Origin of the sequence: Micromonospora maris AB-18-032 (assembly GCF_000204155.1) — a bacterium.
Taxonomy (GTDB): domain Bacteria; phylum Actinomycetota; class Actinomycetes; order Mycobacteriales; family Micromonosporaceae; genus Micromonospora; species Micromonospora gifhornensis.
In genome coordinates this window covers 396,718-420,960 of sequence record NC_015434.1, presented here as the reverse complement: position 1 = coordinate 420,960, position 24,243 = coordinate 396,718, and the positions used below count along the sequence as shown (strand labels likewise).

23 protein-coding genes and 1 tRNA gene are annotated in these 24,243 nt (G+C 70.6%); 14 read left to right on the top strand and 10 right to left on the bottom strand.

What is annotated here, in order from left to right; genetic code table 11:
* The first annotated feature begins 67 nt into the window (after positions 1-67).
* Positions 68-2,392 carry an esterase-like activity of phytase family protein gene (locus tag VAB18032_RS02020; RefSeq protein WP_013731103.1) on the top strand — a complete coding sequence of 775 codons (2,325 nt, stop codon included), beginning with the start codon at positions 68-70 and terminating at the stop codon, positions 2,390-2,392.
* 183 nt (positions 2,393-2,575) lie between these two features.
* Here VAB18032_RS02020 and VAB18032_RS02015 read toward each other — a convergent pair whose 3' ends face one another.
* The 3 genes from VAB18032_RS02015 to ligD (VAB18032_RS02005) form a co-directional block, all read right to left on the bottom strand.
* Positions 2,576-3,328 (bottom strand): TIGR03089 family protein, encoded by a 753-nt coding sequence (locus VAB18032_RS02015; RefSeq protein ID WP_013731102.1) that lies wholly within the window; start codon positions 3,326-3,328, stop codon positions 2,576-2,578.
* A gap of 91 nt (positions 3,329-3,419) precedes the next feature.
* A complete protein-coding gene (gene ligD, locus VAB18032_RS02010) occupies positions 3,420-4,334 on the bottom strand; it encodes a non-homologous end-joining DNA ligase (RefSeq protein ID WP_013731101.1) in 915 nt (304 codons plus the stop codon).
* Positions 4,324-5,265 (bottom strand): non-homologous end-joining DNA ligase, encoded by a 942-nt coding sequence (gene ligD / locus VAB18032_RS02005; RefSeq protein ID WP_043722697.1) that lies wholly within the window; start codon positions 5,263-5,265, stop codon positions 4,324-4,326. Before ligD (VAB18032_RS02005) ends, ligD (VAB18032_RS02010) begins: the two co-directional genes overlap by 11 nt.
* An 85-nt stretch (positions 5,266-5,350) precedes the next feature.
* Here ligD (VAB18032_RS02005) and ku point away from each other — a divergent pair, with 85 nt between their 5' ends.
* The 6 genes from ku to VAB18032_RS01975 all read left to right on the top strand — a co-directional run bounded on the left by ku (position 5,351) and on the right by VAB18032_RS01975 (position 10,718).
* Positions 5,351-6,370 (top strand): non-homologous end joining protein Ku, encoded by a 1,020-nt coding sequence (gene ku, locus VAB18032_RS02000; RefSeq protein WP_013731099.1) that lies wholly within the window; start codon positions 5,351-5,353, stop codon positions 6,368-6,370.
* Positions 6,371-6,543: 173 nt separating this feature from the next.
* Positions 6,544-7,191 carry an FKBP-type peptidyl-prolyl cis-trans isomerase gene (locus tag VAB18032_RS01995; protein ID WP_013731098.1) on the top strand — a complete coding sequence of 216 codons (648 nt, stop codon included), beginning with the start codon at positions 6,544-6,546 and terminating at the stop codon, positions 7,189-7,191.
* A 48-nt stretch (positions 7,192-7,239) separates the two neighbouring features.
* The gene (locus VAB18032_RS01990) at positions 7,240-8,103 is read left to right on the top strand and encodes an SCO6745 family protein (RefSeq protein ID WP_013731097.1); all 864 of its coding nucleotides are present in this window, start codon (positions 7,240-7,242) and stop codon (positions 8,101-8,103) included.
* Between the two features lie 95 nt (positions 8,104-8,198).
* A complete protein-coding gene (locus VAB18032_RS01985; RefSeq protein WP_043719427.1) occupies positions 8,199-8,852 on the top strand; it encodes an HAD family hydrolase in 654 nt (217 codons plus the stop codon).
* 80 nt (positions 8,853-8,932) lie between these two features.
* A complete protein-coding gene (locus VAB18032_RS01980; RefSeq protein ID WP_013731095.1) occupies positions 8,933-9,943 on the top strand; it encodes an NADPH:quinone reductase in 1,011 nt (336 codons plus the stop codon).
* Between the two features lie 283 nt (positions 9,944-10,226).
* Positions 10,227-10,718, top strand: a complete 492-nt coding sequence (locus tag VAB18032_RS01975; RefSeq protein WP_013731094.1) for an NUDIX domain-containing protein — start codon at positions 10,227-10,229, stop codon at positions 10,716-10,718.
* 33 nt (positions 10,719-10,751) lie between these two features.
* Here the strand turns inward: VAB18032_RS01975 and VAB18032_RS01970 are convergent, their stop codons facing one another.
* Positions 10,752-12,428, bottom strand: coding sequence for an MDR family MFS transporter (locus tag VAB18032_RS01970; protein WP_013731093.1), 1,677 nt, complete (start codon positions 12,426-12,428; stop codon positions 10,752-10,754).
* Positions 12,429-12,555: 127 nt separating this feature from the next.
* Entirely contained in the window at positions 12,556-13,104 is a 549-nt protein-coding gene (locus tag VAB18032_RS01965; protein WP_013731092.1) for a type 1 glutamine amidotransferase domain-containing protein, read from the bottom strand.
* Between the two features lie 156 nt (positions 13,105-13,260).
* Between VAB18032_RS01965 and rfaE2 the strand changes: the two genes are divergently transcribed.
* Positions 13,261-15,147: a D-glycero-beta-D-manno-heptose 1-phosphate adenylyltransferase gene (gene rfaE2, locus VAB18032_RS01960; RefSeq protein WP_013731091.1), complete on the top strand. Its 1,887-nt coding sequence runs from the start codon at positions 13,261-13,263 to the stop codon at positions 15,145-15,147.
* On the top strand, positions 15,144-16,013 hold the full coding sequence (locus tag VAB18032_RS01955) for a glycosyltransferase family 2 protein (RefSeq protein ID WP_013731090.1): 870 nt from the start codon (positions 15,144-15,146) through the stop codon (positions 16,011-16,013). Before rfaE2 ends, VAB18032_RS01955 begins: the two co-directional genes overlap by 4 nt.
* 45 nt (positions 16,014-16,058) lie before the next feature.
* Here VAB18032_RS01955 and VAB18032_RS01950 read toward each other — a convergent pair whose 3' ends face one another.
* From VAB18032_RS01950 to VAB18032_RS01940, 3 genes are read right to left on the bottom strand one after another with little or no spacing between them, the layout of a single operon-like run.
* The gene (locus tag VAB18032_RS01950) at positions 16,059-17,168 is read right to left on the bottom strand and encodes a glycosyltransferase family 9 protein (RefSeq protein WP_013731089.1); all 1,110 of its coding nucleotides are present in this window, start codon (positions 17,166-17,168) and stop codon (positions 16,059-16,061) included.
* A 3-nt stretch (positions 17,169-17,171) separates the two neighbouring features.
* Positions 17,172-17,690, bottom strand: coding sequence for an Hsp20/alpha crystallin family protein (locus VAB18032_RS01945; protein ID WP_013731088.1), 519 nt, complete (start codon positions 17,688-17,690; stop codon positions 17,172-17,174).
* Between the two features lie 14 nt (positions 17,691-17,704).
* Positions 17,705-18,190, bottom strand: coding sequence for a DUF2231 domain-containing protein (locus VAB18032_RS01940; RefSeq protein ID WP_013731087.1), 486 nt, complete (start codon positions 18,188-18,190; stop codon positions 17,705-17,707).
* Between the two features lie 303 nt (positions 18,191-18,493).
* Between VAB18032_RS01940 and VAB18032_RS31420 the strand changes: the two genes are divergently transcribed.
* From VAB18032_RS31420 to VAB18032_RS01925, 4 genes are all read left to right on the top strand, one after another.
* Positions 18,494-18,835 (top strand): hypothetical protein, encoded by a 342-nt coding sequence (locus tag VAB18032_RS31420; protein WP_013731086.1) that lies wholly within the window; start codon positions 18,494-18,496, stop codon positions 18,833-18,835.
* 81 nt (positions 18,836-18,916) lie between these two features.
* The gene (locus tag VAB18032_RS01935; RefSeq protein ID WP_013731085.1) at positions 18,917-19,663 is read left to right on the top strand and encodes an ATP-binding cassette domain-containing protein; all 747 of its coding nucleotides are present in this window, start codon (positions 18,917-18,919) and stop codon (positions 19,661-19,663) included.
* Between the two features lie 86 nt (positions 19,664-19,749).
* Complete coding sequence (locus VAB18032_RS01930; RefSeq protein ID WP_148272173.1) at positions 19,750-20,916, top strand: hypothetical protein; 1,167 nt, start codon at positions 19,750-19,752, stop codon at positions 20,914-20,916.
* Entirely contained in the window at positions 20,909-21,547 is a 639-nt protein-coding gene (locus VAB18032_RS01925; RefSeq protein ID WP_013731083.1) for a hypothetical protein, read from the top strand. Before VAB18032_RS01930 ends, VAB18032_RS01925 begins: the two co-directional genes overlap by 8 nt.
* Positions 21,548-21,677: 130 nt before the next feature.
* On the opposite strand, the gene VAB18032_RS01920 is transcribed toward VAB18032_RS01925, so the two are convergent.
* Positions 21,678-21,751: transfer RNA gene (locus tag VAB18032_RS01920), tRNA-Thr, on the bottom strand.
* Between the two features lie 128 nt (positions 21,752-21,879).
* Here VAB18032_RS01920 and VAB18032_RS01915 point away from each other — a divergent pair.
* On the top strand, positions 21,880-23,700 hold the full coding sequence (locus tag VAB18032_RS01915) for a metallophosphoesterase family protein (RefSeq protein WP_013731082.1): 1,821 nt from the start codon (positions 21,880-21,882) through the stop codon (positions 23,698-23,700).
* A 63-nt stretch (positions 23,701-23,763) separates the two neighbouring features.
* On the opposite strand, the gene VAB18032_RS01910 is transcribed toward VAB18032_RS01915, so the two are convergent.
* Entirely contained in the window at positions 23,764-24,204 is a 441-nt protein-coding gene (locus tag VAB18032_RS01910) for an Rv0361 family membrane protein (protein ID WP_043719416.1), read from the bottom strand.
* Positions 24,205-24,243 lie beyond the last annotated feature (39 nt).

The following is a 24,243-nucleotide window of genomic DNA, read 5'->3' as shown; positions in this document are numbered from 1 at the left end:
TGCGCGTCAGTCGGTGCTCGGCCTCGGCTGCCAGCCTCCGTCCCGTGTCTGCACAGACGGAGGACCAGTGACCAGCAAGAAGACGTTGCCCGTGCTGGCGGTCGCCGGCGCGACCGTCGCCGCCCTCGCCATCACCGGCACGGCCCACGCCGGGGCGCAGCCCCATCAGCACGCCGGCCACCACGGCCCGGCCAGGAGCTTCGACCGCGTCGCCACCTATCCGGTGTTCCAGAACCGTCCGGCCGGTGAGGACCCGGCCACCGAGACGGTGGCCGAGATCTCGGCGGTCAGCGCGGACGGCCGTACCCTGATTTACACCGACGCGGCGGCCCGCCGGATCGGCTTCCTCGACATCTCCCGCCCCGGCAAGCCGCGCGGGCTGGGCACCCTCTCCCTCGCTCAGCTCGGCGACGCCGAGGACGAGCCGACCTCGGTGGCCGTGGTCGGCCGGTACGTGCTGGTCGTGGTGAACACCAGCGCCAGCTACACCGACCCGTCGGGGCGGCTCGACATCATCGAGCTGGCCACCCGTAAGCGGGTGCGCAGCCTCGACCTCGGCGGCCAGCCCGACTCGATCGCGATCAGCGCCGACGAGCGGTACGCGGCGATCGCCATCGAGAACGAGCGGGACGAGGAAGCCACCCCGCCCGGCGGCAAGAAGGGCGACCTGCCGCAGGCACCGGCCGGCTTCGTACAGATCATCGACCTGCCCGGCAGCAACCCGCACCGCTGGACGCTGCGGACCGTACCGCTGACCGGCGCCGACGGCCGGGCGCTGCCCGCGCTGGCCGCCGCCGGCATCGTCGAGCCGACCGACCCGGAGCCGGAGTACGTCACGATCAACCGGCGGAACCAGCTCGCGGTGACCCTCCAGGAGAACAACGGCATCGTCCTGGTCGACCTGCCCACCGGCCGGATCACCAGTGTGTTCTCCGCCGGCACCGCCAGCGTCACGCGGATCGACACCGCCAAGGACGGCGTCATCGACCTGACCGGCAGCATCACCGACGTGCCGCGCGAACCGGACGCCGTCGCCTGGCTCGACGACCGCTACCTGGCCACCGCGAACGAGGGCGACTGGCGGGGCGGCACCCGAGGTTGGACGGTCTTCGACAGCCGTACCGGTCGGGTGGCCTGGGACGCCGGCAACAGCTTCGAGTGGCTCGCCGTCCGGCACGGCCTGCACAACGAGGACCGCGCCGGCAAGAAGGGAACCGAGCCGGAAGGGATCGCCGTCGCCGAGTACAACGGAATCCGGTACGCCTTCGTCGGCTCCGAGCGGAGCAACTTCATCGCCGTGTACGACGTGAGCAAGCCGACCGCACCGGTGTTCAAGCAGATGCTGGCCACCACCAACGGCCCGGAAGGTCTGCTGCCCATCCCGTCGCGTGGCCTGCTCGCCGTGTCCAGCGAGACCGACGAGGCCGACGCCAACGTCCGCGCCTCGGTGACGCTGTACCAGCTCGGCAAGGCTGCGCCCGGGTTCCCGAGCATCGTCTCCGGCCCGGACGCCACCGGCGCGCCGATCGGCTGGGGTGCGCTCGGCGCCCTCTCCGCCGCCCCGAAGCAGCCGCACCTGCTCTACAGCGTGACCGATGCGGCGTACGCGAAGACTCAGATCTTCACCATCGACGTCCGCAGGAACCCGGCGGTGATCATCAAGGCGTTGCCGGTCCGCGACGAGCGCGGCGAGCCGGTCGGCTACGACGCCGAAGGCATCTTCGCCCGCCCGCAGGGCGGCTTCTGGCTGGCCGTCGAGGGTGCCACCGGCCCCGGCAACAAGCTGGTCCGGGTCGACGCCGCCGGGGTGACCCGGCAGGTCGTGCCGCTGCCCGCCGACGTCGCCCCCGGCCTGGGCAAGCAGGGCTTCGAGGGGGTCACCGCGACCACCGACAAGCGCGGCCGGGAGATCGTCTGGGCGGTACTGCAGCGGGAGGTCGCCACCGACCCGGCGGGCGTGGTCCGCATCGGCCGGTACGACGTCAGCGCCGGCACGTGGAGCTGGTTCGGGTACCGGCTGGAGCGCACCTCGGTGCCGGGCGACTCGATGGGGCTGTCCGAGGTGACAGTGGTCGGCGACCGGCTGGCCGTGATCGAACGCGACAAGCTCAACGGCCCGGCCGCCGCAGTCAAGCGGATCTACACCGTCGAGCTGCCCACCGGCCCGGCTGCCCTCGGCCCGCTGCGCGTGTTGCCGAAGCGGCTCGCTCTGGACGTCCTCCCCGCACTACGGGCCGACAACGGCTGGACGCAGGAGAAGCTGGAAGGTCTGACCGTGGCCGGCAACGGCCAGGTGTACGCGATCACCGACAACGACGGAGTGCAGGACGCGACCGGCGAGACGGTACTGCTCCGCCTCGGCCCCAGCGCAAAGGTCTTCGGCCGCCGCTGACGACCGGCTGAGGCGCGGTTCGGCAATCCGCTTGATCAACTTCGTTACGGCGTAACGGTGGTTTCGTGCCGGCCCGGATACCGCCGTTACGCCGTAACGGTGGCGGCGATCCGGGCCGGTGAGCGGAGGAGGGGCGGGTTTGGTCGGCCCCTGATTCGGGGCGTGGTGTGCGCGGCGGCGGGTCTAGAGGATGCGGGTGATCTGCTCGGCGGCGGCTACCGCGTGCCGGTCGGCGGGGTCGAGGTTGGCGCAGAGCAGCACCGACGCACCGGCCGACAGGGGCGTGAGCAGCCACTTCAGCGGCAGGTCGTGCTCGGCGACGTCGACCAGCAGGCGGTCACCTACCCGCAGGTCCCAGCTGTCGGCCAGCTCCCGCGCCAGCCCGCCCCACTGGTGGTAGGTGGTGCCGTCCGGGCTGACCGGGTCGGTGGCGTGCAGCAGGGGGCGGTCGGTCGGGGCGGTGCCGTGCCGCAGCACCTCGGTCGACCAGTCGAGCCAGCCGGCCGGCACGTCGGCCAGGGGTTCCGGGGCGGTGCCGACGAGGTAGCGGTGCAGCCCGTCCGGTACGTCCTCCAGCCAGTCGTCGAGCCGTTCCGGGGTGACCAGGACCGCGTCGTACGGTCGGTCGCCGCCGGGTTCGAGCACCGGCAGCCCGGCGGTGGCGCGCGGCCGGAACGACACCTCAAGCCCGACCGCCCAGGCACCCAGCAGAACCGCGGCGGTACGCCAGTGCGGCGGCAGCAGCACCGCCACCCGGCTGCCCGGCGTCAGGCCGCAGCCGTCCCGCAGCAGGCCGGCGGCCCGCGCCGACCACTCGCCCAGCTCGGCGGCGGTCAGCTGTTGACGGTGCCCGGTCCGATGATCGAGGTAGGTGATCAGCGGCTGGTCCCGCTCGGCGAGACCGACGGCGGACAACACGGGCAGCGCAGCAGACATACCGCACTTCCTACTCCTACCGCCCCGACCTGTCCAGCGGCGTTAACAAGGGGCCCTTCCTCTACCGGAGGCGTTAACAAGGTGCCCTTCCTTACCGCTCGGGCAGTGCGGGGCCGAGGTCGAGCAGGGGGGCGAGCAGGTCGCCGTGTTCGTCGACCCGCTTGAGCACCTCGCCGGCGGTGTACGGCCGGGACGACGGGCGCTTGCCGGCCGCACCGGCGGCGACCTCGTCCCAGGTCAGCGGCGCGGAGACGGACGGCACCGGCTGGGCGCGCAGCGAGTACGGCGCGACAGTCGTCTTCGCCGCGTTGTTCTGACTCCAGTCGATGAAGATCTTGCCGGGTCGCAGGTTCTTCGCCATCTTCGACACGATCAGCTTCGGGTGTTCGCGTTCCAACTCCTGCGCGATCCGTCGGGCGTAGCCCGACACGTCGTCGGAGGACTGGGTGCCGGCGATCGGGCAGCTCAGTTGCATGCCCTTCTTGCCGGAGGTCTTCGGGTAGGCGTCCACCCCGTCGGCGGCGAGTCGGTCGCGCAGCAGCAGCGCCACCTGGCAGCACTGCTTGAGGGACGCCGGGGCGCCCGGGTCGAGGTCGACCACCATCAGGTCGGGGTGTTCGCCGACCTTCCACTGCGGGGTGTGCAGTTCCAGCGCGGCGAGGTTGGCCAGCCAGACCAGGGTGGGCAGGTCGTCGGCGACCACGTAGTCGATGGTTTCCCGGCCCTTGCTCGATCCGGGGGCGGGCAGGTTCTCGGTGCGCACCCAGGAGGGGGTTGCGGCGGGGGCGTTCTTCTCGAAGAACGAGTTGCCGTCCACCCCGTTCGGGTAGCGGATCCGGGTCAGCGCCCGGTCGGCCAGGTGCGGCAGCAGCACCGGGGCGATCCGGGTGTAGTAGTCGATCACCTCGCCCTTGGTGAAGCCGGCCTGTGGATAGAGCACCTTGTCCAGGTTGGACAGGTCCAGGGTGCGGCCCTCGACCTCGACCCGGAAGCGCTCAGCTGGCATCGTCGACCTCCTCGGCCGGCTTGTCCGGTCTCAGCCGCAGGATCCGGGGGAACCGCAGTCGCCCGTCCGGGGTGCGCTGGCCGTACTTCACCTCCACCACCACCTGTGGGGTTACCCAGATCGCGCCCCGGGCATCCTCGCGCGGCACGCCGGCGGCGAACGGTGAGGTGGGGGTGCGCAGTGGCTCCAGCTCGCGCAGCAGTTCCCGTTCGATCGCCGCGCCGATGCCGCCGCCGACCCGACCCCGGTAGGTGAGCCGTCCGCCGGCACCGGGCACCCCGACCAGCAGCCCACCGATCCTGCGGGCGCCGGGCCGCCAGCCACCGACCACGAAGTCGCCTGTCACCTCCAGTTTGACCTTCACCCAGTCCGGTGAGCGCACCCCGGGTCGGTAGGTCGAGTCGACCCGCTTGGCCATCACCCCCTCCAGGCCGTGCTCACCGGCGGCGGAGTAGGTGGCCGCGCCGTCGAAGAAGACCGGTGGCACCGCCCACCGCGCCGCACCCAGGCCCAGGTCGTCGAGGGCCTCCCGGCGGCGGGCGTACGGCCAGCCGGTGAGGTCCTCGCCCCGCAACCGGAGCAGGTCGAAGATCATGTACGTGACGGGGACGCTCGCCGCCAGCCGGGCCGCCTTCGCCCGGTCCCGCACGTGCATCCTCTCCGCGAGTGCGGTGAATGACGGGCGTCCCGCCTGGTCGAAGAGGACCACCTCACCGTCGAGCAGTGCGTCGTCGACCTGCTCGGCGAGCGTGATCAGTTCCGGGTAGGCGGCGGTGATCTCCACACCGGAGCGGGCGTACAGGTGCTGCCGACCAGCGGTGATGTCGGCCAGGGCGCGTACGCCGTCCCACTTGAACTCGTACGCCCAGCCGGCACCGACCGGGAGTTGCCCGGTCATCGCGAGCATCGGTCTGAGCGGCGCGCCGGGCACCATCCGACTGTAGTACCAGGCCGAACACCTCGCGTCACGTTCGCTCGGGTGCGAGCATGGTCGATACCGGCGAAGGGAGTACGGGATGCGGGCCATCTGGAAGGGTGCCGTGTCGTTCGGTCTGGTCTCGATCGGGGTGAAGCTGTACTCCGCGACCGAGGAGAAGGACATCCGGTTCCACCAGGTGCACCGGGAAGACGGCGGACGGATCCGGTACAAGCGCACCTGCCAGGTCTGCGGCGAGGAGGTCAGCTACGACGACATCGCCAAGGGCTACGACATCGGCGGCGGGGAGATGGTCATCCTCACCGACGAGGACTTCGCCGACCTGCCGTTGACCACCTCGCACGCGATCGACGTGCTGGAGTTCGTACCGGCCGAGCAGGTCGATCCGATCCTCTACAACAAGGCGTACTTCCTGGAGCCGGAGGGCACCGCGACCAAGCCGTACCTGCTGCTGCGCGACGCCCTGACCGACTCGGAGCGGGTGGCGATCGTCAAGGTGGCGCTGCGCCAGCGGGAGCAGTTGGCCACCCTGCGGGTCCGCGACGGCGTACTCCTGTTGAACACGATGCTCTGGCCGGACGAGATCCGTAAGCCGGACTTCGGCTTCCTCGATGAGGACCTGAAGATCCGCCCGCCGGAGCTGGCGATGGCCACCTCCCTGATCGACTCGATGGCCGGTGACTTCCATCCGGACGAGTTCACCGACGACTACCGGGCGGCGTTGCAGGAGGTCATCGACGCCAAGGTGGAGGGCCGTGAGGTGGTGCAGCCGGAGGAGGCCGAGGAGGCCCCGGCCGCCGCCGTCGACCTGATGGCCGCGCTGAAGGCGTCGGTCGAGCGGGCCCGCGCGGCCCGGGGCGAGGCACCGGCCGGTGGTGGCGCCGGCGAGCCGACCCCGATCACCTCGGCGCGTTCCGCCCAGCAGAAGAAGGCGGCGGCCAAGGCCCCGGCGAAGAAGGCCGCCACCAGGAAGGCCGCTCCGAAGAAGGCCGAGGCCGCCAAGAAGACCGAGGGTACGAAGAAGGCCGCCCCCAAGGCGGCGGAGAAGAAGGCCGCCAAGAAGGCCGCTCCGAAGAAGGCTGCCCGCAAGACCGCGTGACCCGCCTCCGGCCGTGATCTGTGCGGCCCGCAGGCCCCACATGTGTCCCAACGGCCCTCTGCGGTCCCACTGGTCACGATCGACCGTCGGAACTGCGCCGGCCACCAGGTACCGTGTGTCGGCGACGGCGTCCGTGGCCGGACGCATCCACCTCTGCGCAGGGAGTCGAGGACGTGAGCGAGCACGCGGGCGGGCAGGAAAGCAAGGCACGGCGGCGGTTGGCCGAACAGTTGGCCGAGCAGAAGGCAGCCGAGGCCAAACGCCGCAAGCAGGCCTGGGCCGGCGCGTTCGCGGCGGTGGCCGTGGTCGCGGTGCTGATCACCGTGTTCGTGATGATCGGCCAGCGCGGCGGCGACGAGCCCACCGAGCAGGCGGCCGGTGAGCCGTCGGCCACGCCGACGCAGGGTGCCCCCCAGGACGCGCCGCCCGCCCCGCAGTTGCCCGAGGGGGCCGACCCGGCGCTGGGCACCCAGCCGGAGGCCAAGGCCGGCGAGGGCAAGCTCGACAAGCTCGTCGTGACTCCGCTGATCGAGGGCACCGGCCCGAAGGTCGAGGCGGGCCAGTCGATCACCGTCAACTACATCGGGGTGTTCTACGAGAACGGCGAGGAGTTCGACTCCTCGTGGAGCCGGGGTGAGCCGGCCACCTTCCCGATCGGTGTCGGACAGGTCATCGAGGGCTGGGACCGGGGCCTGGTCGGGGTGACCGTGGGCAGCCGGGTGCAGCTGGACATCCCGGCCGAGCAGGCGTACGGCGACGGTGCCGGTGGGCGTCCGGGCGGCCCGCTGCGCTTCGTGGTCGACATCCTCGCCGCCCAGTAGGGGCTAGCGGTGACGGCGTGGGACGACCCGGCACAGGTTGCCCGGTTGATGTGGACCTGTTTCGAGCCGGTGCACGCCGTCACCTACTTTCATCCGCGCGCCCGGGCCGCGTACGAGGCGGTCGGGCTGCGCGGGTACTGGCGTGGTTATTTCGCGGGCCGGGCCGCGCCGCTGGGGCCGGTCGGCCCGGCGCCGGTGGTCGCCGCCTTCTACACCTTCGCCCCGCACATGGTTACCCGGGCCCTGCCGTCGATCTGGCAGTTGGCCGACCCGGATCAGGCGCTACGGGCCCGGCTGACCGGTGCGGTGCAGGCGCTCGCCGAGCTGACGTACGAGCTGCCCGAGCGGCACCTGGCGGAGACTGCGGAGCTGCTCGAAGTCGCCGCCGAGGGGCTCGGTGCGGCCCCCGGTCGGGTGCTCGGTGCGGCCAACGCCGCCCTACCGCGCGGCGACTATCCGCTCGCCCGGCTCTGGCAGGCAGCGACGACGCTGCGTGAGCATCGCGGCGACGGGCACGTGGCCGCGCTGGTCGCCGCCGACCTCGACCCGGTCGAGACGCTGGCCTGGCGGGTGGCGAACGGAATGCCGGCCCAGTCCCTGCAGGGCCGAGGCTGGTCCGACCACGAGTGGGCACAGGCTCAGTCCCGCCTGGCCGCGCGTGGCTGGCTGACCCCCGCTGATCCCTCCACCACCCCCACCACCCTGTCCTCTGCCACCCCCACCGCAGAGGGCCGAGTCGCCTTCCAGGCGGTCGAGACCGCCACCGACACCGCCGCCGCCCGCCCCTGGCACTCCCTCACCCCCGACACCCTCACCCGCCTGCACACCCTCCTCCTCCCCATCGCCCAAGCCGCCCACCTGGTGATCCCCTCCACCAACCCCATCGGCCTCCCCACCCCCCAGCAGGGTTGATCAAGAGGTTTCGGTCGAGATGTGTTGCTCTCTCGCCGACCAGAACTTCTTGATCAACTTGGGTCTGGGGGTGGGTGGGGGAGGATGAGGGGGTGATGGTGGAAGCGGTGGTTTTCGACCTTGACGGCGTGATCGTGGATTCTGAGCCGGTCTGGGAGGAGGTGCGGCGGGCGTACGTCGCGGCGCACGGTGGGACGTGGCAGGCGGACACCCAGCGGCGGTTGATGGGGATGAGCACCGGGGAGTGGGCCCGGTACCTCAGCGGGGAACTGGGCGTACGGCGGAGCGCCGAGCAGGTCGCCGCCGAGGTGGTCGAGGAGATGGCCCAGCGGTACGCGCAGCGCGTACCGGTGATCGACGGGGCCGACCAGGTGGTACGCCGGCTGGCCGCGCGGTGGCCGCTGGGGTTGGCGAGTTCGTCCCCGACCCGGCTGATCGCGGCGGCGCTGGCCGCCACCGACCTGACCGACGAGTTCCAGGCCACGTTGTCGACCGAGCAGACCGAGCGCGGCAAGCCGGCCCCGGACGTCTACCTGGCGGTCGCCCGGCAACTCGGGGTGGACCCGACGCGGTGCGTGGCGGTGGAGGACTCCTCCAACGGGGTGCGGTCGGCCGCCACCGCGGGAATGACCGTGGTGGCGGTGCCACACGGGTCGTACCCGCTGGATCCGGACGCGCAACAGCTGGCGGCGACGGTGCTGAATTCGATCGACGAGTTGACCCCGCAGGTGGTGGACCGGCTGGCCTGAACGGCCACCGCCCGACCTCCGGCCCGCCTACGGTCGGTGACAAGGACGCCCGCCAGCGGGCCGGGCGGGAGGGGACGGCGATGAAGGCCATCGTGTACGAGCGCACCGGCGATCCCTCGGTGTTGCAACTGGTCGACCGGCCGCTGCCGGAGCCCGGTGCGGGCGAGGTGCTGGTGCGGATCGTGTTCTCCGGGGTGAACCCGACGGACTGGAAGGCCCGCCGGCAGTGGCCGCTGCCGGCCGGTTGGCAGACGCCCGGTCAGGACGGCGCCGGGATCATCGAGGCGGTCGGCGCGGGCGTCGCCCAGGATCTGATCGGCGAGCGGGTGTGGATCTGGGAGGCCGCCTGGCAGCGGCCCTGGGGCACCGCCGCCGAGTACACCGTGGTCCCGGTCCGCCAGGTGGTACGCCTCGGCGACGGCTCCTTCGAGCTGGGGGCCAGCCTGGGCATCCCGTTCCTGACCGCACACCGGTGCCTGACCGCCGGGGAGTACCTGCCGGACGGCCTGCGCCCCGGTGCGCTGAGCGACCACGCGGTGCTGGTCCAGGGCGGCGCGGGCGCGGTCGGCAACGCGGCGATCCAGCTGGCGGCCTGGGCGGACGCCTGCGTCATCGCCACGGTGAGCAGCGCCGAGAAGGCGCAGTTGGCGGCGGCGGCCGGCGCCTCCTTCGTGATCAACTATCGGGAGCAGGACGTGGTGGCCGAGGTCCGCAAGGTCGCGCCCGACGGGGTGCACGGGATCGTCGAGGTCGCCGCCGCCCGCAACGCCGCCACCGACGTCCAACTGCTGCATCCGGGCGGGGTGGTCTGTGTTTACGCCGACGACGGCGGCGACGAGGTGACCCTGCCGATCAGGCCGCTGATGACACCGAACGCGCGCTGGCAGTTCGTGCTTGTCTACACGCTGCCGAAGGCGGCGAAGGCGCAGGCGGTGATGGATGTCGCGGCGGCTGCCGCGCAGGGCGGCATCCGGGTGGGCGAGGAGGCGGGGCTGCCGCTGCACCGCTATCCCCTGTCGGCGGCAGCCGCCGCGCATCAGGCGGTGGAGGACGCGGTCGTGGGCAAGGTGTTGATCAGCGCCGCCGACTAGCGCTGGCGTGTTCTGGGCGGATTTCCCCATCAGCAGGACAGAAGCGAACAACTCTCGCAATACTGGCGTTGCGGGTAACCCCCGCAAAAACGGGCGGCCCCGGCGCGGTGCGAACGCCGGGGCCGCCCTCCGGGAGTAGAGGTCTACGCGAGCCCGCTATCCCTAACGGCGATGATGCGCCGATAAGTGTTACGGCGCTGCCAGATCCCGCACATCGCCCCTACGAGTGGGTAACAAGCCGGTCTCCCGGACACCCCCGGCATCCCTGCGTACATTCGGCCGGGTGAGCATTTCCTGGGCTGATTCGTACGTCGGACAGCTGCGCGCTCTCGCCGGCGACCGGACGCTGATGTTCGTGGGCGCCCGTGCCGTGGTTCGCGACAGCTCGGCGCGGGTCCTGCTGATCCGCCGGTCGGACAACGGGCAGTGGGCGCTGCCGGCCGGGGCGATGGAACTGGGCGAGTCGATCGCCGACTGCGCCGTCCGGGAGGTCCGCGAGGAGACCGGCCTGCGCGCCCTGCGGGTCAGCGCCTTCGCCCTCTACACCGGCGCCGACCGCACCCACACCAACATGTACGGCCACACGTACCAGGTCTTCACCACGGCCTTCCGGGTCGAGGAGTGGGACGGCCAGCTCGCCCGGATCACCGACGAGACCACCGACGCGGGCTTCTTCCACCGCAAGGCGATGCCGCATCCGCTCTCCGCCAGCGTCGCGGAGACCCTCGCCGACCTGGACGTCTTCGAGCAGACCAACCGCCTGATCCTCAAGTGACACTCGTCGCCGAGACCGGACGACCGGGACCGGTCAGAGCATCGTCTGGGACTTCGCCTCCATGTCGGCGGCGGCCTCCGATTTGGACCCCTTGTCCAGCGGCTTGCCACCCGGTGCCGGGCCTTCCCCACCGAGCCCGTCCGTCCCGCCGGTGGCGCCCTGCGGGCCGGCACCCCGCAGTTGCTCGTTGGGCAGGGCCAGGGTGACCAGCAGCGCCACGATCGCGATCAGCCCGGTGGTCAGGAACACCAGGTGCAGCGACTCGACGAACGCTGCCTGAACGGCCGCCCGCACCGGGGCGGGTAGCGCCAGGATGGCCGCCGGATCGTTGATCGAGACACCCGCGCCGCCGGTGGCCCCGGCCGCGGCCTGTTCCTCGGGTGTCAACTGAGCGATCGCGCCGGGCAGCCGGTCGGCCAACTCGGCGGTGAGTCGCCAGGAGAGCACCGCGCCGAGGATGGCCACCCCGAAGGAGCCACCGAGCGACCGGAAGAAGGTCGCCGAGGAGGTGCCCGCGCCCAGGTCCCGCATGGAGACGGCGTTCTGCACGGCGAGGACCAGCGACTGCATGCAGAGCCCCAGCCCCACGCCGATCACCACCATGAAGCCGAACGCCACCCAGAGCGAGGTCTCCACCCGCAGCCGGGTGAACAGCAGCATCCCGACCAGCAGCAACGCCGCCCCGGCCACCGGGAACCACTTGTACCGGCCGAGCCGGCTCATCGCCCGGCCGGTGAGCACCGACGTGACGATGACACCCGCCATCATCGGCAGCATCAGCAGACCGCTGCGCGTCGGCGAGGCGCCCTTGACGATCTGGAGGTAGAGCGGGATGAAGATGATCGACCCGAACATCACCAGGCCGATGACGAACCCAGCACCGTTGGCCAGGGCGAAGGTGGCGCTGCGGAACAACCGCAACGGCAGGATCGGCTCGGTGACCCGGGCCTCCTGGAGCACGAAGAGCAACCCCAGCACCGCCCCGGCGACGAACAACCCGATGATCAGTGCGGAACCCCACGGGTAGGTCTCGCCACCCCAGCTCAACGCGAGCAGCAGGCAGCTCACCCCGGCGACCAGCAGCGTCGCGCCGAGCCAGTCGATCGCGTGCTTGCGCCGGGTGAACGGCACCAGCCGCAGCACCCGGGAACAGACCAGAATGGCGAGGATCGCCAGCGGCACGTTGACGTAGAAAATCCAACGCCAGTTCGTCTCCGCGAAATAGCCACCGACCAGCGGACCGGCCACCGAGGAGATGCCGAAGACGGCACCGAAGACGCCCTGGTACCGGCCGCGCTCGCGGGGCGGGACCACGTCCGAGATGATGGTGAAGGCCAGTGTGATCAGGCCACCCGCGCCGATGCCCTGCACCCCGCGGGTGACGATCAACTGGGTCATGTCCTGGGACAACCCGGCCAGCAGCGAGCCGAGCAGGAAGGTCCCGATGGAGAAGAGGAACACCGGACGGCGGCCGTACAGGTCGGCCATCTTGCCGTACAGCGGCGTCGACGCCGTCGAGGCGAGCAGGTACGCGGTGACCACCCACGAGTAGTGGCTGATGCCGCCCAGTTCACCGACGATTGTCGGCAGGGCGGTCCCGACGATTGTCTGATCGAGTGCTGCCAGCAGCATGCCGGTCATCAGGCCGAACATCAGCAGGCGAAGCTGCCCCTTGTTCAGTACCGGCTCGGAACGGCCCTCCGTGGTCATTACGCCTGCTTTCCCCGGTCACCGAAAACATGCCGCACGTCTCGAACACGACGGCGGACCCGGCGCACGCACGCCGAAGCGGTGACAGCCCGGACGGGCCACCACCGCTTCGGCGTCGGCTGTCGGCTCAGTGCCGGCCCTCGGCGAACTCCTCGACGATCTTGGCGCAGAACGCCGGCAGGTCGTCCGGCTTACGGCTGCTGACCAGCCCGTTGTCGGTGACGACCTGCTCGTCGACCCAGTTCGCGCCGGCGTTGACCAGGTCGGTACGCAGGCTCGGCCAACTGGTGATCCGGCGACCCCGCACCACGTCCGCCTCGACAAGCGTCCACGGGCCGTGGCAGATCACCCCCACCGGCTTGCCCGCGTCGAAGAACGACCTGACGAAACGCACCGCGTCCGGGTCGGTCCGCAGGAAGTCCGGGTTGGCCACCCCGCCCGGCAACACCAGGGCGTCGTACCGGTCGGGGTCCGCGTCGGCGGCGCTCACATCGACCTCGTACGTCTGCGACGGGTCCAGGTGCTGGAAGGACGTGATCTTCCCGGGCTTGATCGACACCAGTTCGGCGGTGGCACCGGCCTGCTCGACCGCCTGGCGCGGTTGGACGTACTCGACCTCCTCCACGCCGTCGGTGGCCAGGAACGCGACTCGCTTGCCCTGCAATGTGGCTGCCATGCTGCTACTCCTCTCCGGGGGTTCGAAATCCGGGGGTTCGAAGGCATCCCTTCCCGACCCGGAGGCACCGAAACGCGCGCCTGTGGTGGCGCACGCCGCATCCGCTCCTGGTCCGCGCGGCAGGTTTGACCCCGTCGGGCAGGGGGATCCGCCGGCATGGCACGAGCAGCAGCGGAACAGCTCCGGCTCGCCGAGGTCGTGCAGAGCTGGCTCGGACGCCCCGTCCTGGTACTCGGCGACGCCATGCTCGACGAGTGGCGGTTCGCCGACTCGGACCGGCTGTGCCGGGAAGCCCCGGCACCCGTCCTCACCCTGCGCCGCCGGATCTCCGCAGCGGGTGGGGCGGCCAACACGGCAGTCAACATCGCCGCGCTGGGCGGCCGGTCGGTGCTGGTGGCACCCGTCGGCGCGGACGTGGCCGGCGACGAACTGCACGACTGCCTGGATCGGGCCGGTGTCTGGGACCGTACGGTCAGCCAGCCGGGCCGGCACACCCCGGTCAAGCGCCGGATGCTCGCCGGTGACCAGATCCTGCTGCGGGAGGACTCCGGCGACCCCGACGACCCGCTCAGCGAGGACGGGGTGGACCGGCTGCTCACCGCCCTGGACTGCGCCACCCGGGAGTTGCAGGCCGCTGCCGACGGCGTGGCGCCGACCCTGGTGATCTGCGACTACGGCCTGGGCGCACTGCCGGCTCGGGTACGCGCCTGGCTGGTCGCCCAACGGGACCGGTACGCCACCGTCGCCCTCGACGCGCACGACCTCGCCGACTGGCGCGGCCTCGCCCCGACCGTGGTGACCCCGAGCTTCGCGGAGGCCACCCGCCTGCTCGCCCGCGCCGGGCGCGGCGGCGGTGAACTGCAACTGGAACATCCCGAGGTGGACGCGGGCGACGGCCCGTCCGAGCTGACCGTCGGTGCCGCGCCGGGCGGGGCGGGGCAGCGTACCGGCGGGCCGACCGGGGAGCCGACGCCGGGCGAGGACCGGGTGGCGATGACCCATGACGGGCTCAGCGTCACCGGCACCGGGGTGACCGTGAACGCCGACGCGGGGGCCGGTGTGGACCGGGCGGTACTGGCCGAGTCCCGGCTGGCCGAGCTGCGCGCACACACCGGCGCGGACGTGGTCGCGGTGACGCTGGACACCGACGGGGCGGTGGTCGGCGGCGCGGACGGGCAACCCAGTCGCAGCCACAGCACGCCCGTACCGGCCAGTCACGCGGTCGGTGCCGGGGACGCGTACCTGGCGGCCATGACGCTCGCGCTGGCCGCCGACGCCCCGCTGTCCACCGCGGCCCACCTGGCGCAGCTCGCCGCCACCAGCACCGTCACCGGCACCGGCACCTGCGTGTGCCGCCGCGAGGATCTGCTGACCGCGCTCGGGCAACCGGCCCTGGGCGGAGACGACCGGCAGGTGCTGATCGGCACCGAAGGGCTGGACACCCTCGTCGCCGAGCATCGTCGCGCCGGCCGGTCGGTGGTCTTCACCAACGGCTGCTTCGACGTGCTGCACCGGGGCCATGTGCGCTATCTGGAGCAGGCGCGGGCGCTCGGTGACCTGCTGGTGGTGGCGGTCAACTCCGACGGCAGCGTCCGGCGGCTGAAGGGGCCCGACCGCCCGGTCAACCCGGTCGAGGACCGCACCGCCCTGCTCGCCGCACTGTCCTGCGTGGACCATGTGGTGGTCTTCGAGGAGGACTCGCCGACCGCGCTGATCGAGGCGATCCGGCCGGACGTCTACGTCAAGGGTGGCGACTACCCGCCCGAACTGGTGCCGGAGGCGCCGCTGGTGCAGCGGCTCGGCGGGCAGGTACGCACCCTCGGCTACGTACCGGACCGGTCCACCTCCGCGATCATCGACCGGATCCGGGCGTACGGCCAGGAAGGCTCGCCGGAGGTGGTGGCCGGCGGCCCACCGACGCGGCCCGACCCCGACGTTGATCGGGTCCTCGACGCGGACCGGGCGCTCGGGGTGACGCTGCCCGACCCGGCGGACGAGATGACCGGGTCGGCCGCGCCACCGATGACCGGTAAGGCACCGTGAACCGACCGCTCGACACCGGTACGCACGCCGACTTCCGCGCCGAACGGCTGCTGGACGTGCTGATTCCGACCCGTGACCGGCCCGCCGAACTGGCCGTCACCCTCTCCGGGCTCGCCGCCCAGGAGGGGGTGCCGGGGTTCGGTGTGGTGGTCAGCGACCAGTCCGACCACGAGCCCGGCTACGCCCACCCGGCGGCGGCCACCATGGTCCGGGCGCTGCGCCACCGGGGGCACCCGGTGCTGCTGACCCGCCGGCTGCCCCGCCGTGGCCTGGCCGAACACCGCGCTTCGCTGCTCGCCGCCTCCGCCGCCCGGTACGTGCTCTGCCTCGACGACGACGTCTGGATGGAACCGGGCACGTTGCGTCGGCTGGTGACCGCCATCGAGGAGCTGGGCTGCGGGTTCGTCGGCAACGCGGTGCACGGACTGTCCTATCTGCACGACGTACGGCCGCAGACCCACCGGCACTACCAGGAGTGGAGCGGTCGACCGGTGCCGGAGCGCATCGGGCCGGACACCCCCGAGTGGGACCGGGCGCAGATCCACTCAGCGGCGAACCTGCTGCACGTCACCGAGGCGCTGGCGCTGCCTGAGGGCAGTTGGCGGGCGTACCGGATCTCCTGGATCGGCGGCTGTGTGCTGTACGACCGGGCGAAGCTCGTCGACTCCGGCGGTTTCGACTTCTGGCGTCGGGTGCCGCCGCGCCACCAGGGCGAGGATGTCGCCGCCCAGCTCGCCGTGCTGGCGCGCCACGGTGGCGCCGGCGTCCTGCCCAGCGGGGCCTACCACCTGGAGTCACCGACCACCGTTACCGACCGGGACGTGGAGGCGTGGGAGGTCGTCCTCGCCGACGACCTTGGTTGTTAACAAGGGGCCCCTGCTCTACCGCAGACGTTAAGAAGGTGCCCTTCCTTACGACCGGAACAGCAACTCGCGGGCGGCTTCCAACACCTCGGCCACCGGCACGTCGGTTACGAACGAATCCCGGTGCGGGCACTCGCCGTCGCCCGGACGATGCGGGTAGATGCCCGGAGTGCAGTCCACCCCGCAGACCGGGCAGTGCACCGTCCACGAGGTGATCGGCCGGTGCCGGGCACGCAGTGGGGTGGCCGTGGTGATCAGGTTCCCGACCCAGAAGATGCCGACCGTCGGGGTGCCCACGGCGGCGGCCAGGTGCAGCGGGCCGGTGTCGTTGGAGACCACCAGCTCGCAGTCGGCGTAGCAGCCGGCCAATCCACCGAGGCTCAACGTGCCGACCTGCGGCCGGAGGGGCACCCGGGCCGCCGCGACCACCTGGTCGACCACGTTCTGCTCGGTGGGGGTGCCGGTGACCAGCACCTCGTACCCGTCCGCGTGCAGCGTCCGGGCCACCTCGGCGAACCGCTCGGCGGGCCAGCGTCGGCGGGTGTCGGTGGCCCCCGGATGCAGCACCACCCGGGGCCGTTCCGCCGCGCCGAGCACCGACCGGGCCTCGGCCCGGTCCGCGTCGGTGACCGTCAACGTCGGGGTGATCGTGGTCGCCGGGGCACCGACAAGCGCCACCGCCTCCAGGTAGCGGATCACCTCGGGCTGGTAGTAGACGTAGCGCAGCCAGCGGTCCAGCGGCGGGGCGTCCTCGGCCCGCAGACCGGCGCTGACCCGGGCACCGAGCGCGGCCACCAGCGGGTTGGAGTTGGCGCCGCCACCGTGCAGTTGCAGGGCCAGGTCGAAACGCTCGGTGCGGGCGGCGGCCAGGAAGTCGACCATGCTGGCCTCGGCCTCACCGGGGCCCGCCGCGCGGATGCCCGGCGCGGGCGGCACCACAAGCACCCGATCCACCGGGCCGGGGCGGTCGCGCCACAGCTGCGCGTGCCACGGCGCACCGAGCAACACGATCTCCGCCTGCGGGTACGCCGACCGCAGCGCGTCCAGCGCCGGCAGGACGAAGATGAAGTCGCCGAGCGCGTTGGCGCGCAGCACGGCGATCCGGGCCACGTCCGGTACCAGCCCGGCGGCCGACGTGAGCAGGGCCGGGTCGCTCATCGGCTACCGGTCGGCTTCGCCGAGGGCGACGTCCGGATGGTGCAGTTCCCGGTCGGCGGCCGGGTCGATGCCGCTCGACGCGCCGCTGTACGGCCCGCCCCGGCCGACGGGGATGGTGCGAGGGCTGGGGCGGTTCGGTCGCGGCAGCCGCACCCGGAGCAGGCCGTGATCCATCACCGCGTCGATCGCGTCCGGGTCCACCCGTGCCGGCAACTGCACCCGGTAGTCGAAGCCCCGGGTCTCGAAGCCACCGGAGATCCCGTGATCGGCGTTGACCTCGGCCTCGGTCCGGGCGCGTACGCACAGTTCGCGGTCGTCCAACTCCACCGCGACCTCCTCGGGCGCGACACCGGGCAGCCGGACGATCACCTCCCAGCCGTCGGCGGTCTCCCCCAACTCCACCTCGGGCGGCCCCGGCCGACCACCGACCAACCGCCTCAGCTCGGTACGCAGGGACTGCAACTCGCCCAGCGGGTCCCAGCCCTGCTGGCCTGCGCGCCAACCACGCCCCGGTCCGGTCATCGCTGATCTCCCATTCACTGGCTGCCAGATGTACGCAGGGAACTCGGCGCGTCCAGATGGGCGTCACGGTCGACGCCGACGCCGAGCCGGTCGACCAGTTCCCCGCCGAGCCAGGCACTGACACTGAGAATGCCGAGCGCCACCACCTCGATGGCGATAAGTGCGCCACCGGCGGCCCGTGAGTCGGCGTTGAGGCGTACCACCCAGACCGCGGCGAAGAGCAGGATCACCGCCACGTTGGCGGCGGCGTGGGTGAGCGCCACCCGCTTCGCCCGCGTACCGGCCGGGATGGCCAGCAGGTCGAACAGTCCCGCCGCCGCGGCCAGCAGGCCACCGATCAGCCCGACAGTGATGTTCCAGTACGCCACCTCGCCGAGGAAGTCCGGCCCGCCGGCGGTGTCGATGACGTCGAACAGCACCGCCGTGATGAGCAGGGCTGCCGGGAACATCACCAGCATCGGATGGACGGGGTGACCCAACACCTTGAGTCGACTCTCCATCTCCGGCCTCCACTGCTTCGCTCGTCGGCGATCATCGTCGCATCCGGGGCGATACCCCGGTCATCATGGGACAAACCTGACGGCAGGCACGATGCACCGACCGTGGCAGCGCCGTCGCCTTGGTCAACGCCGCCGGTAGGCGCACAGTGACGGTGGCGGTTAGGTAAGCGTTTCTCCGCTGAGGCTGCCGGCATGGTCCTGGCGATGACCGGCTTCCCGCGGTCGATGGGACACACAGTTTCGGATTCGGGTGTTAGCGTTCGACTGCCATCGAGATGATCGATGGAACACGGGAGGAGAAAAATGGGAACAGCACGTCGAGACCTCGTCCTGACGGCCAAGGCAGGTATCGTCGCGGTGCTGGCCACAGCATCCGTCTTTACTGTCACCGCATCCGCACAGGCTTCCTTCACGGGCAATACCGTTGAGGGCTGCTACGGCATCGGCTGGACTCGCGACTGGAACCAGGAGTGCGTAAGCGGTGGCGCCAAAAAGACGGGCAATTTCAGGACCGACGCGGACTGCAACAACTCCGGAGACAAGACGCTGACGAGGTACCGCCAAAAGGGCGATGGTCAGAGCGTGGACGGCGAGGACTGTTTCACGGGCTCCCTGCGCAACCTGACTACCTGGTTCCGGCCCTGACCTGACGGACATGGCGGGATCCGGTTTCCGGGTCCCGCCACTCGTCGTCAGCCGGGCATCATCTAGTTGAAGGGCTATCGGATGACGCTGGAGTTGATGGGGGTCTCCCAGCGCTACGGCAATGTCGTCGCCTTGCGCGAGGTGTCGGCCAGGTTGAAGCCGGGAGTCACGGGGCTACTCGGGCCGAATGGTGCCGGCAAGACCACCCTGTTGCGCACCATGGCGACAATCATGCCGCCAGACGCGGGCGTCCTCCACATCAATGGCGTCCAGGTCAACGACGAGCGGTCGGCCAGGTCAGCGCGACGCCATGTCGGCTATCTGCCCCAGAGCTTCGGGTACGACCCGCACATGCGGGTGGGCGACTTCGTGCGTTACGCGGCGTGGCTGCGCGGTCTGCCCGCCGCGCAGTGGGATGCTGGGGCAAAGGCCGCGTTGTCCGCCGTTGACCTGCTGGACCGGGCGACGATCAAGCTGAAGAAGCTGTCCGGCGGGATGCGTCAGCGGGCCGGGATCGCCTGGGCCATCGTGGGGCGGCCGGCGGTGATTCTGCTGGACGAACCAACCGCTGGGCTCGATCCACGGCAGAGACTCCAGTTCCGCAAGATCCTGACGGATCTCAGTGACTCTGTCGTAGTGCTGAGCACGCACATCATCAGTGATATCGACTCCACCTGTGACCGGGTCCTGGTCATTTCTGACGGGCAGATCAGATTCGACGGCAGCACAGCGGAGCTCTCCCGATCAGGTCGGGACGATCTGCCCGGACACACCAGCCTGGAGCGCGCCTACCTGCACCTGTTACCAGAACAGGAAACGTCGCGGTGAATGTCCTGTGGCTACACATCCGTACGTCACCGCTGCGCTGGGCCACCCCACTCATGTGTCTGGGCGGTGCCGTGCTGCTGCTCTCCGTGCCCGGCGACTGGACGGGCATCTGGCCGGAGGCGGGCATCGCCGCCCAGACCCCGGCGTTCTTCCTCAGCGTGGTGGCCGCTGGCGCGGCGGCCTGGATATCAGGTAGCTCCCGGCGGCATCGGATGGAGGAACAGATCGCCCCGATGAGGGTCTCCGCCCGCCGTCAGGAGGCGGTGCGGTTCCTGGTGACCCACGTTCTGCTCCTCGTTCCCTACCTATCGACCGCGGCCGTGACGTACGTGATCAGCCTGGTCACCATCTCCGCGCCGGGCCAGCACCTCTGGCTGGGCTACATGTTGATGGGTGTCTTGGTGATGGTCCTCGCCACCACCTGGGGATGGTTGGCGGGACGGCACCTGAGCCCGGTCTTCTCCGCCCTGCTCGCGCTGTTGACCTGGTTCCTTTTCCTCGCCTATGTAAGCGACCGGGCGGAGTTCATCGCCAGCAGCGGGCCCCCGTGGCGTACGCCGGATGCGGCCGTGATGCTGATGCGTGCCGCTGCGGTGGTCCTGCTCCTGGCAGTCGTGGTGGCCACACCGAGAACGTTCGCAGTGTCGCCGTCCAAGCCCCGCGTGCAACTGCTGCCCGGTGTCGCACTTGGGCTGGTGATCATTGCCATCCTCGGGCAGAAAGGCATCGTCGACCGAGCACCGCCACAGCGGGCACTCTGCCTGCCGGATCGGATCGTCGTCTGCCTCTGGCCGGAACATGAGAAGTTCGCACCCATGATCAAGGGCATGGTGGCGCGGGCCGAAGGGCTCCCGAACGGCTTCGTTCTTCCGGCGCGGCTGCACGAGTACGGTATCCAGGTCGTCGACACTCCTTATGGTCGCCAGCAGACCGGCGATATTGACATCTCCGAGGGTCGAGCATCCGCACTAGCGGTCGGTCTGGCATCGGCGATCACGTCGACGACGTTCGACGGGTGTGACTGGGATGCCATGGCCGAAAAGAACGAATACACGCCGGACGCGTTACGGCGGTGGCTGGAGCTCCACCTGACCGAGACGGACTCGCCGGACTACACCACCTTCGGCGCCTCGGGCCAGTTGCACGCGGCATGGGCGCTGGCCGCCCAGGTCTACACGGAGCGATCCTCCCGAGAACAACAGACCTGGGTAACGACCGAAATCACCCGACTGCGGCACGCGTACTGTGGCTGAGCTGCAAGGATTCCGGCCGGCAATCCGGTTTGCCGCCGCCCGGAACGGGCTTGTCGCTCTCCTGCTCTCCGTCGTCCTCGGGCTCACGACCGCCTGGATCGGCGCCAACGCTGTGTACGTTCCGGCATCGACTCCGACCGGTGAGACGCTGATGCCACTGTGGAAGCCGCTGTCGATGTGTGCGGCGGTCATACCAGTGCTCGGACTGCACAGCAGTCTGGAAGACCTGGATGTCGTCGCCACCTCCCGGCTGCGCCGGATGGAGAACCTCTACCTGGCTACGATTTCCGGTGTGGGCGCAATGGTGTTCGTCGGCCTGGCTGCCGTAGCGTTACCCGCCGATCAACTTCTTCCGATGATCCGCTCGCTGCCTACCTGGTTTGGCCTGGCGCTACTCTCGGGCCGAGTGGCCGGATGGCGACTGGCCTGGGTTCTGCCGTTGACCGCTGGGACGATGCTGATCTATCTGGCCTCCGGCGACCGGATCGAGTGGTGGGACATCACCGAGCCGACGGGGTCATGGGGTGCCTACGGGCTCTCCGTCGTATGCCTGCTCGTGGGACTCTGCGCCCACTGGCTGACCGCTTGGCGTCGCAGATCCCTGCTCACGCTCCTGCGCCGCGCTCGTTGACTGCCCTCTGGACGTGCCGCTCCGCTGCCTCAGAAGAAGGACCAGCACCACAGACAGCGGCGTGACCGGCCTGGGGAAACGCACATCGTAAACGGCGAAGCCCAGGTCGTTGACCTGGGCTTCCGTGCCGAGCCGCCTGACGGAATCGAACCGTCGACCTACGCATTACGAGTGCGTCGCTCTAGCCGACTGAGCTAAGGCGGCAACGATGGCCTAGTGTACGGCACTCGCTGACACGCGGCGTCGCGGGATTCCCCGGGAGTCGGTAGACCTGGACAGCGCGGCCCTTGCGGCTCGGCAGGTGCGAATCATCGCCCGCTACGCTGCGATGGATGGCCGACGATCACATCCCCCGCGACGAACCGGTCGACAGCCCGCCGGGCGGTATCCCGCAACCTCCGGCCGACCCGGCCGCCGCCACCGGGCGCGCCGCGCCGCTGGGTCCGTACGCCGAGGAGGCGGCCGGTGGGCGGGCGGCGCGGCGACCGCGTAGCACCGATCCGCTGGAGCTGGGGTTCACGCCGCGCAAGCCGGTGCCGTGGCTCGCGCCGCTGCTGCTGATCAGCACCGGTCTGCGTACGCTGCTGGCGATGTTGTTCGGGGCGTACCTGGACAAACGGGAGTTGCAGAAGGCCCTCGACTCGGAGATCGCCAAGCAGGTCGGCCCGGACGGCGGGCTCTGGCTGGATTATGTCGCCGACCTGGGTGACGGGTTCAATGCCACGTACTCGGTGGCCTACCTGCTCGCCCAGCCGGAGCTGACGGTGGACGGGCATCGGCTGCCGCGGGCGCAGACCCTGGTGATGGGCGGCGACCAGGTGTACCCGTCGGCCGCCTACGAGGCGTACGAGGACCGGTGCAAGGGGCCGTACCAGGCCGCGTTGCCGACCACCCCGCCGGAGCAGCCCAGTGTCTTCGCGGTCCCCGGCAACCATGACTGGTACGACGGACTGACCGCGTTCCTGCGGCTGTTCGTGCGTACTCGGGACCGGCACTTCGGCGGTTGGCGTACCGGGCAGTCCCGCTCGTACTTCGCCGCCGAGCTGCCCGCCGACTGGTGGCTGCTCGGCCTCGACGACCAGTCCGGCTCGTACGTCGACGATCCGCAGTTGACCTACTTCGACACGGTGGCCAGGAAGCTGGGGCCGCAGAGCAAGGTGATCCTGGCGGTGCCGGCACCCGCCTGGGTCAAGGCCGTCGACAGCCCTTCGGCGTACGACTCGATCGACTACTTCATCCGGACCATCATTGCGCCCACCGGGGCCCGGGTCCGGGTGTTGATCTCCGGCGACCTGCACCATTACGCCCGGTACACCGGCCCGGACGACCGGCAGCTGATCACCTGCGGCAGCGGGGGCGCGTACCTCTACCCCACGCACAAGTTGCCCGAGCAGATCGAGGTGCCGCCGCGCGACACCCTGGCCCGACGGTCCAGCCCTTCCCGGTCGTACGCGCTGGCCGCCCGTTACCCCGACGCGGCCCGCTCCCGCCGGTACGGCTGGGGGATCTTCGGTCGGCTGCCTCGCCGCAACCCGGGATTCGCCACCCTGCTCGGCGTCCTGCACACCCTGTTGATGCTCTCCATCGCCGGAGTGGCCGACTTCCGGATCGAGGCGTCCGAGCAGCGTCTGTTCAGCGTTCCGCTGGTGTTGATGGTGCTGGTGACCGTGCTCGCGGCGGCCCTGTTCGCCAAGCCACCCAGCACCACCGGACAACGCAACGTGCGACATTGGGTACTCGGCGTCATACACGGTCTGGCCCACGTCGGGCTGGGCGCGGCCGGCACCTGGGTCTGGTTGGCCCTGCCCTTCCACAACTGGTCCTGGCCGCTGCCGGCAGCTGCCGCAGCGGTGCTCTACCTGCCGGTTATCGGTCTGGTGGCCAGTCAACTGGTGGCCGGGTACCTGCTGATCGCCAGCGCGTTCGGGGTGAACGTCAACGAACTGTTCGCCGGCCAGGGCATCGAGGACGCCAAGGGCTTCGTCCGGATGCGCATCGACCCGGACGGCACCCTCACGATCTATCCCGTCGTCGTCGACCGGGTGGCCCGCCGCTGGCAGGTCAACCCCGATCACACGCCGGAAGCCTCCTGGCTGACCCCCACCACGCCCCTGACTCCCCGGCTGGCCGAACCGCCCGTCTCCCTCACCTGACCACTGCACCCGGGCGACAACGGGCCGGCCCGACAGCTCACCCGGGGCCTGCCGGCCGGCGACTCACTCGCAGACCCGCCAGTTGCCCTCCTCCTTGATCAGCGGGTAGACCCGGTTGGTGGTGCCGCCCTCGCTCGCGGTGTAGCGGACGGTCGCACTGCCGCTGACATGACCGTTCTGGTTGGAGAGGTTCAACCCGACGATCTTGTGTCCGGTCAGGTCCGGCTGGGTTTCCTGCTGCCGCGTGAAGTCCGCCTCGCTGACCCGATCCCGGACCCGGGTGCAGAGTTGCTGATAGGCGGTCGGATAGTCGCGTTCCACAAGCGCGCCCGCGAATGTGTTCACTGTGGAGCGGACCGGTCCGGTGGCGTCCATCGCCACCCGGTAGATCAGGAAGGCGCCGACCGCCCCACCTGAGCAACAGAGTGCGAGCACCACACCCAACACGATGAACAGAACCCGCTTGGACTTCTTCGGCGGCACCATGGCCGGCTGGTATGCCATGCGGGCAGGGTAGGAAGCCCGGACAAGCCCAAGATCGCA

Bases quoted from the DNA above. Each gene is read 5' to 3' on its own strand.
- VAB18032_RS02015 (WP_013731102.1), bottom strand. From the start codon at position 3,328: ATGTCTGCTGCGCTGCCCGTGTTGTCCGCCGTCGGTCTCGCCGAGCGG.
- ligD (WP_013731101.1), bottom strand. From the start codon at position 4,334: ATGCCAGCTGAGCGCTTCCGGGTCGAGGTCGAGGGCCGCACCCTGGAC.
- ku (WP_013731099.1), top strand. From the start codon at position 5,351: ATGCGGGCCATCTGGAAGGGTGCCGTGTCGTTCGGTCTGGTCTCGATC.
- VAB18032_RS01990 (WP_013731097.1), top strand. From the start codon at position 7,240: ATGTGGACCTGTTTCGAGCCGGTGCACGCCGTCACCTACTTTCATCCG.
- VAB18032_RS01985 (WP_043719427.1), top strand. From the start codon at position 8,199: ATGGTGGAAGCGGTGGTTTTCGACCTTGACGGCGTGATCGTGGATTCT.
- VAB18032_RS01980 (WP_013731095.1), top strand. From the start codon at position 8,933: ATGAAGGCCATCGTGTACGAGCGCACCGGCGATCCCTCGGTGTTGCAA.
- VAB18032_RS01970 (WP_013731093.1), bottom strand. From the start codon at position 12,428: ATGACCACGGAGGGCCGTTCCGAGCCGGTACTGAACAAGGGGCAGCTT.
- VAB18032_RS01965 (WP_013731092.1), bottom strand. From the start codon at position 13,104: ATGGCAGCCACATTGCAGGGCAAGCGAGTCGCGTTCCTGGCCACCGAC.
- rfaE2 (WP_013731091.1), top strand. From the start codon at position 13,261: ATGGCACGAGCAGCAGCGGAACAGCTCCGGCTCGCCGAGGTCGTGCAG.
- VAB18032_RS01950 (WP_013731089.1), bottom strand. From the start codon at position 17,168: ATGAGCGACCCGGCCCTGCTCACGTCGGCCGCCGGGCTGGTACCGGAC.
- VAB18032_RS01945 (WP_013731088.1), bottom strand. From the start codon at position 17,690: ATGACCGGACCGGGGCGTGGTTGGCGCGCAGGCCAGCAGGGCTGGGAC.
- VAB18032_RS01940 (WP_013731087.1), bottom strand. From the start codon at position 18,190: ATGGAGAGTCGACTCAAGGTGTTGGGTCACCCCGTCCATCCGATGCTG.
- VAB18032_RS31420 (WP_013731086.1), top strand. From the start codon at position 18,494: ATGGGAACAGCACGTCGAGACCTCGTCCTGACGGCCAAGGCAGGTATC.
- VAB18032_RS01935 (WP_013731085.1), top strand. From the start codon at position 18,917: ATGACGCTGGAGTTGATGGGGGTCTCCCAGCGCTACGGCAATGTCGTC.
- VAB18032_RS01915 (WP_013731082.1), top strand. From the start codon at position 21,880: ATGGCCGACGATCACATCCCCCGCGACGAACCGGTCGACAGCCCGCCG.
- VAB18032_RS01910 (WP_043719416.1), bottom strand. From the start codon at position 24,204: ATGGCATACCAGCCGGCCATGGTGCCGCCGAAGAAGTCCAAGCGGGTT.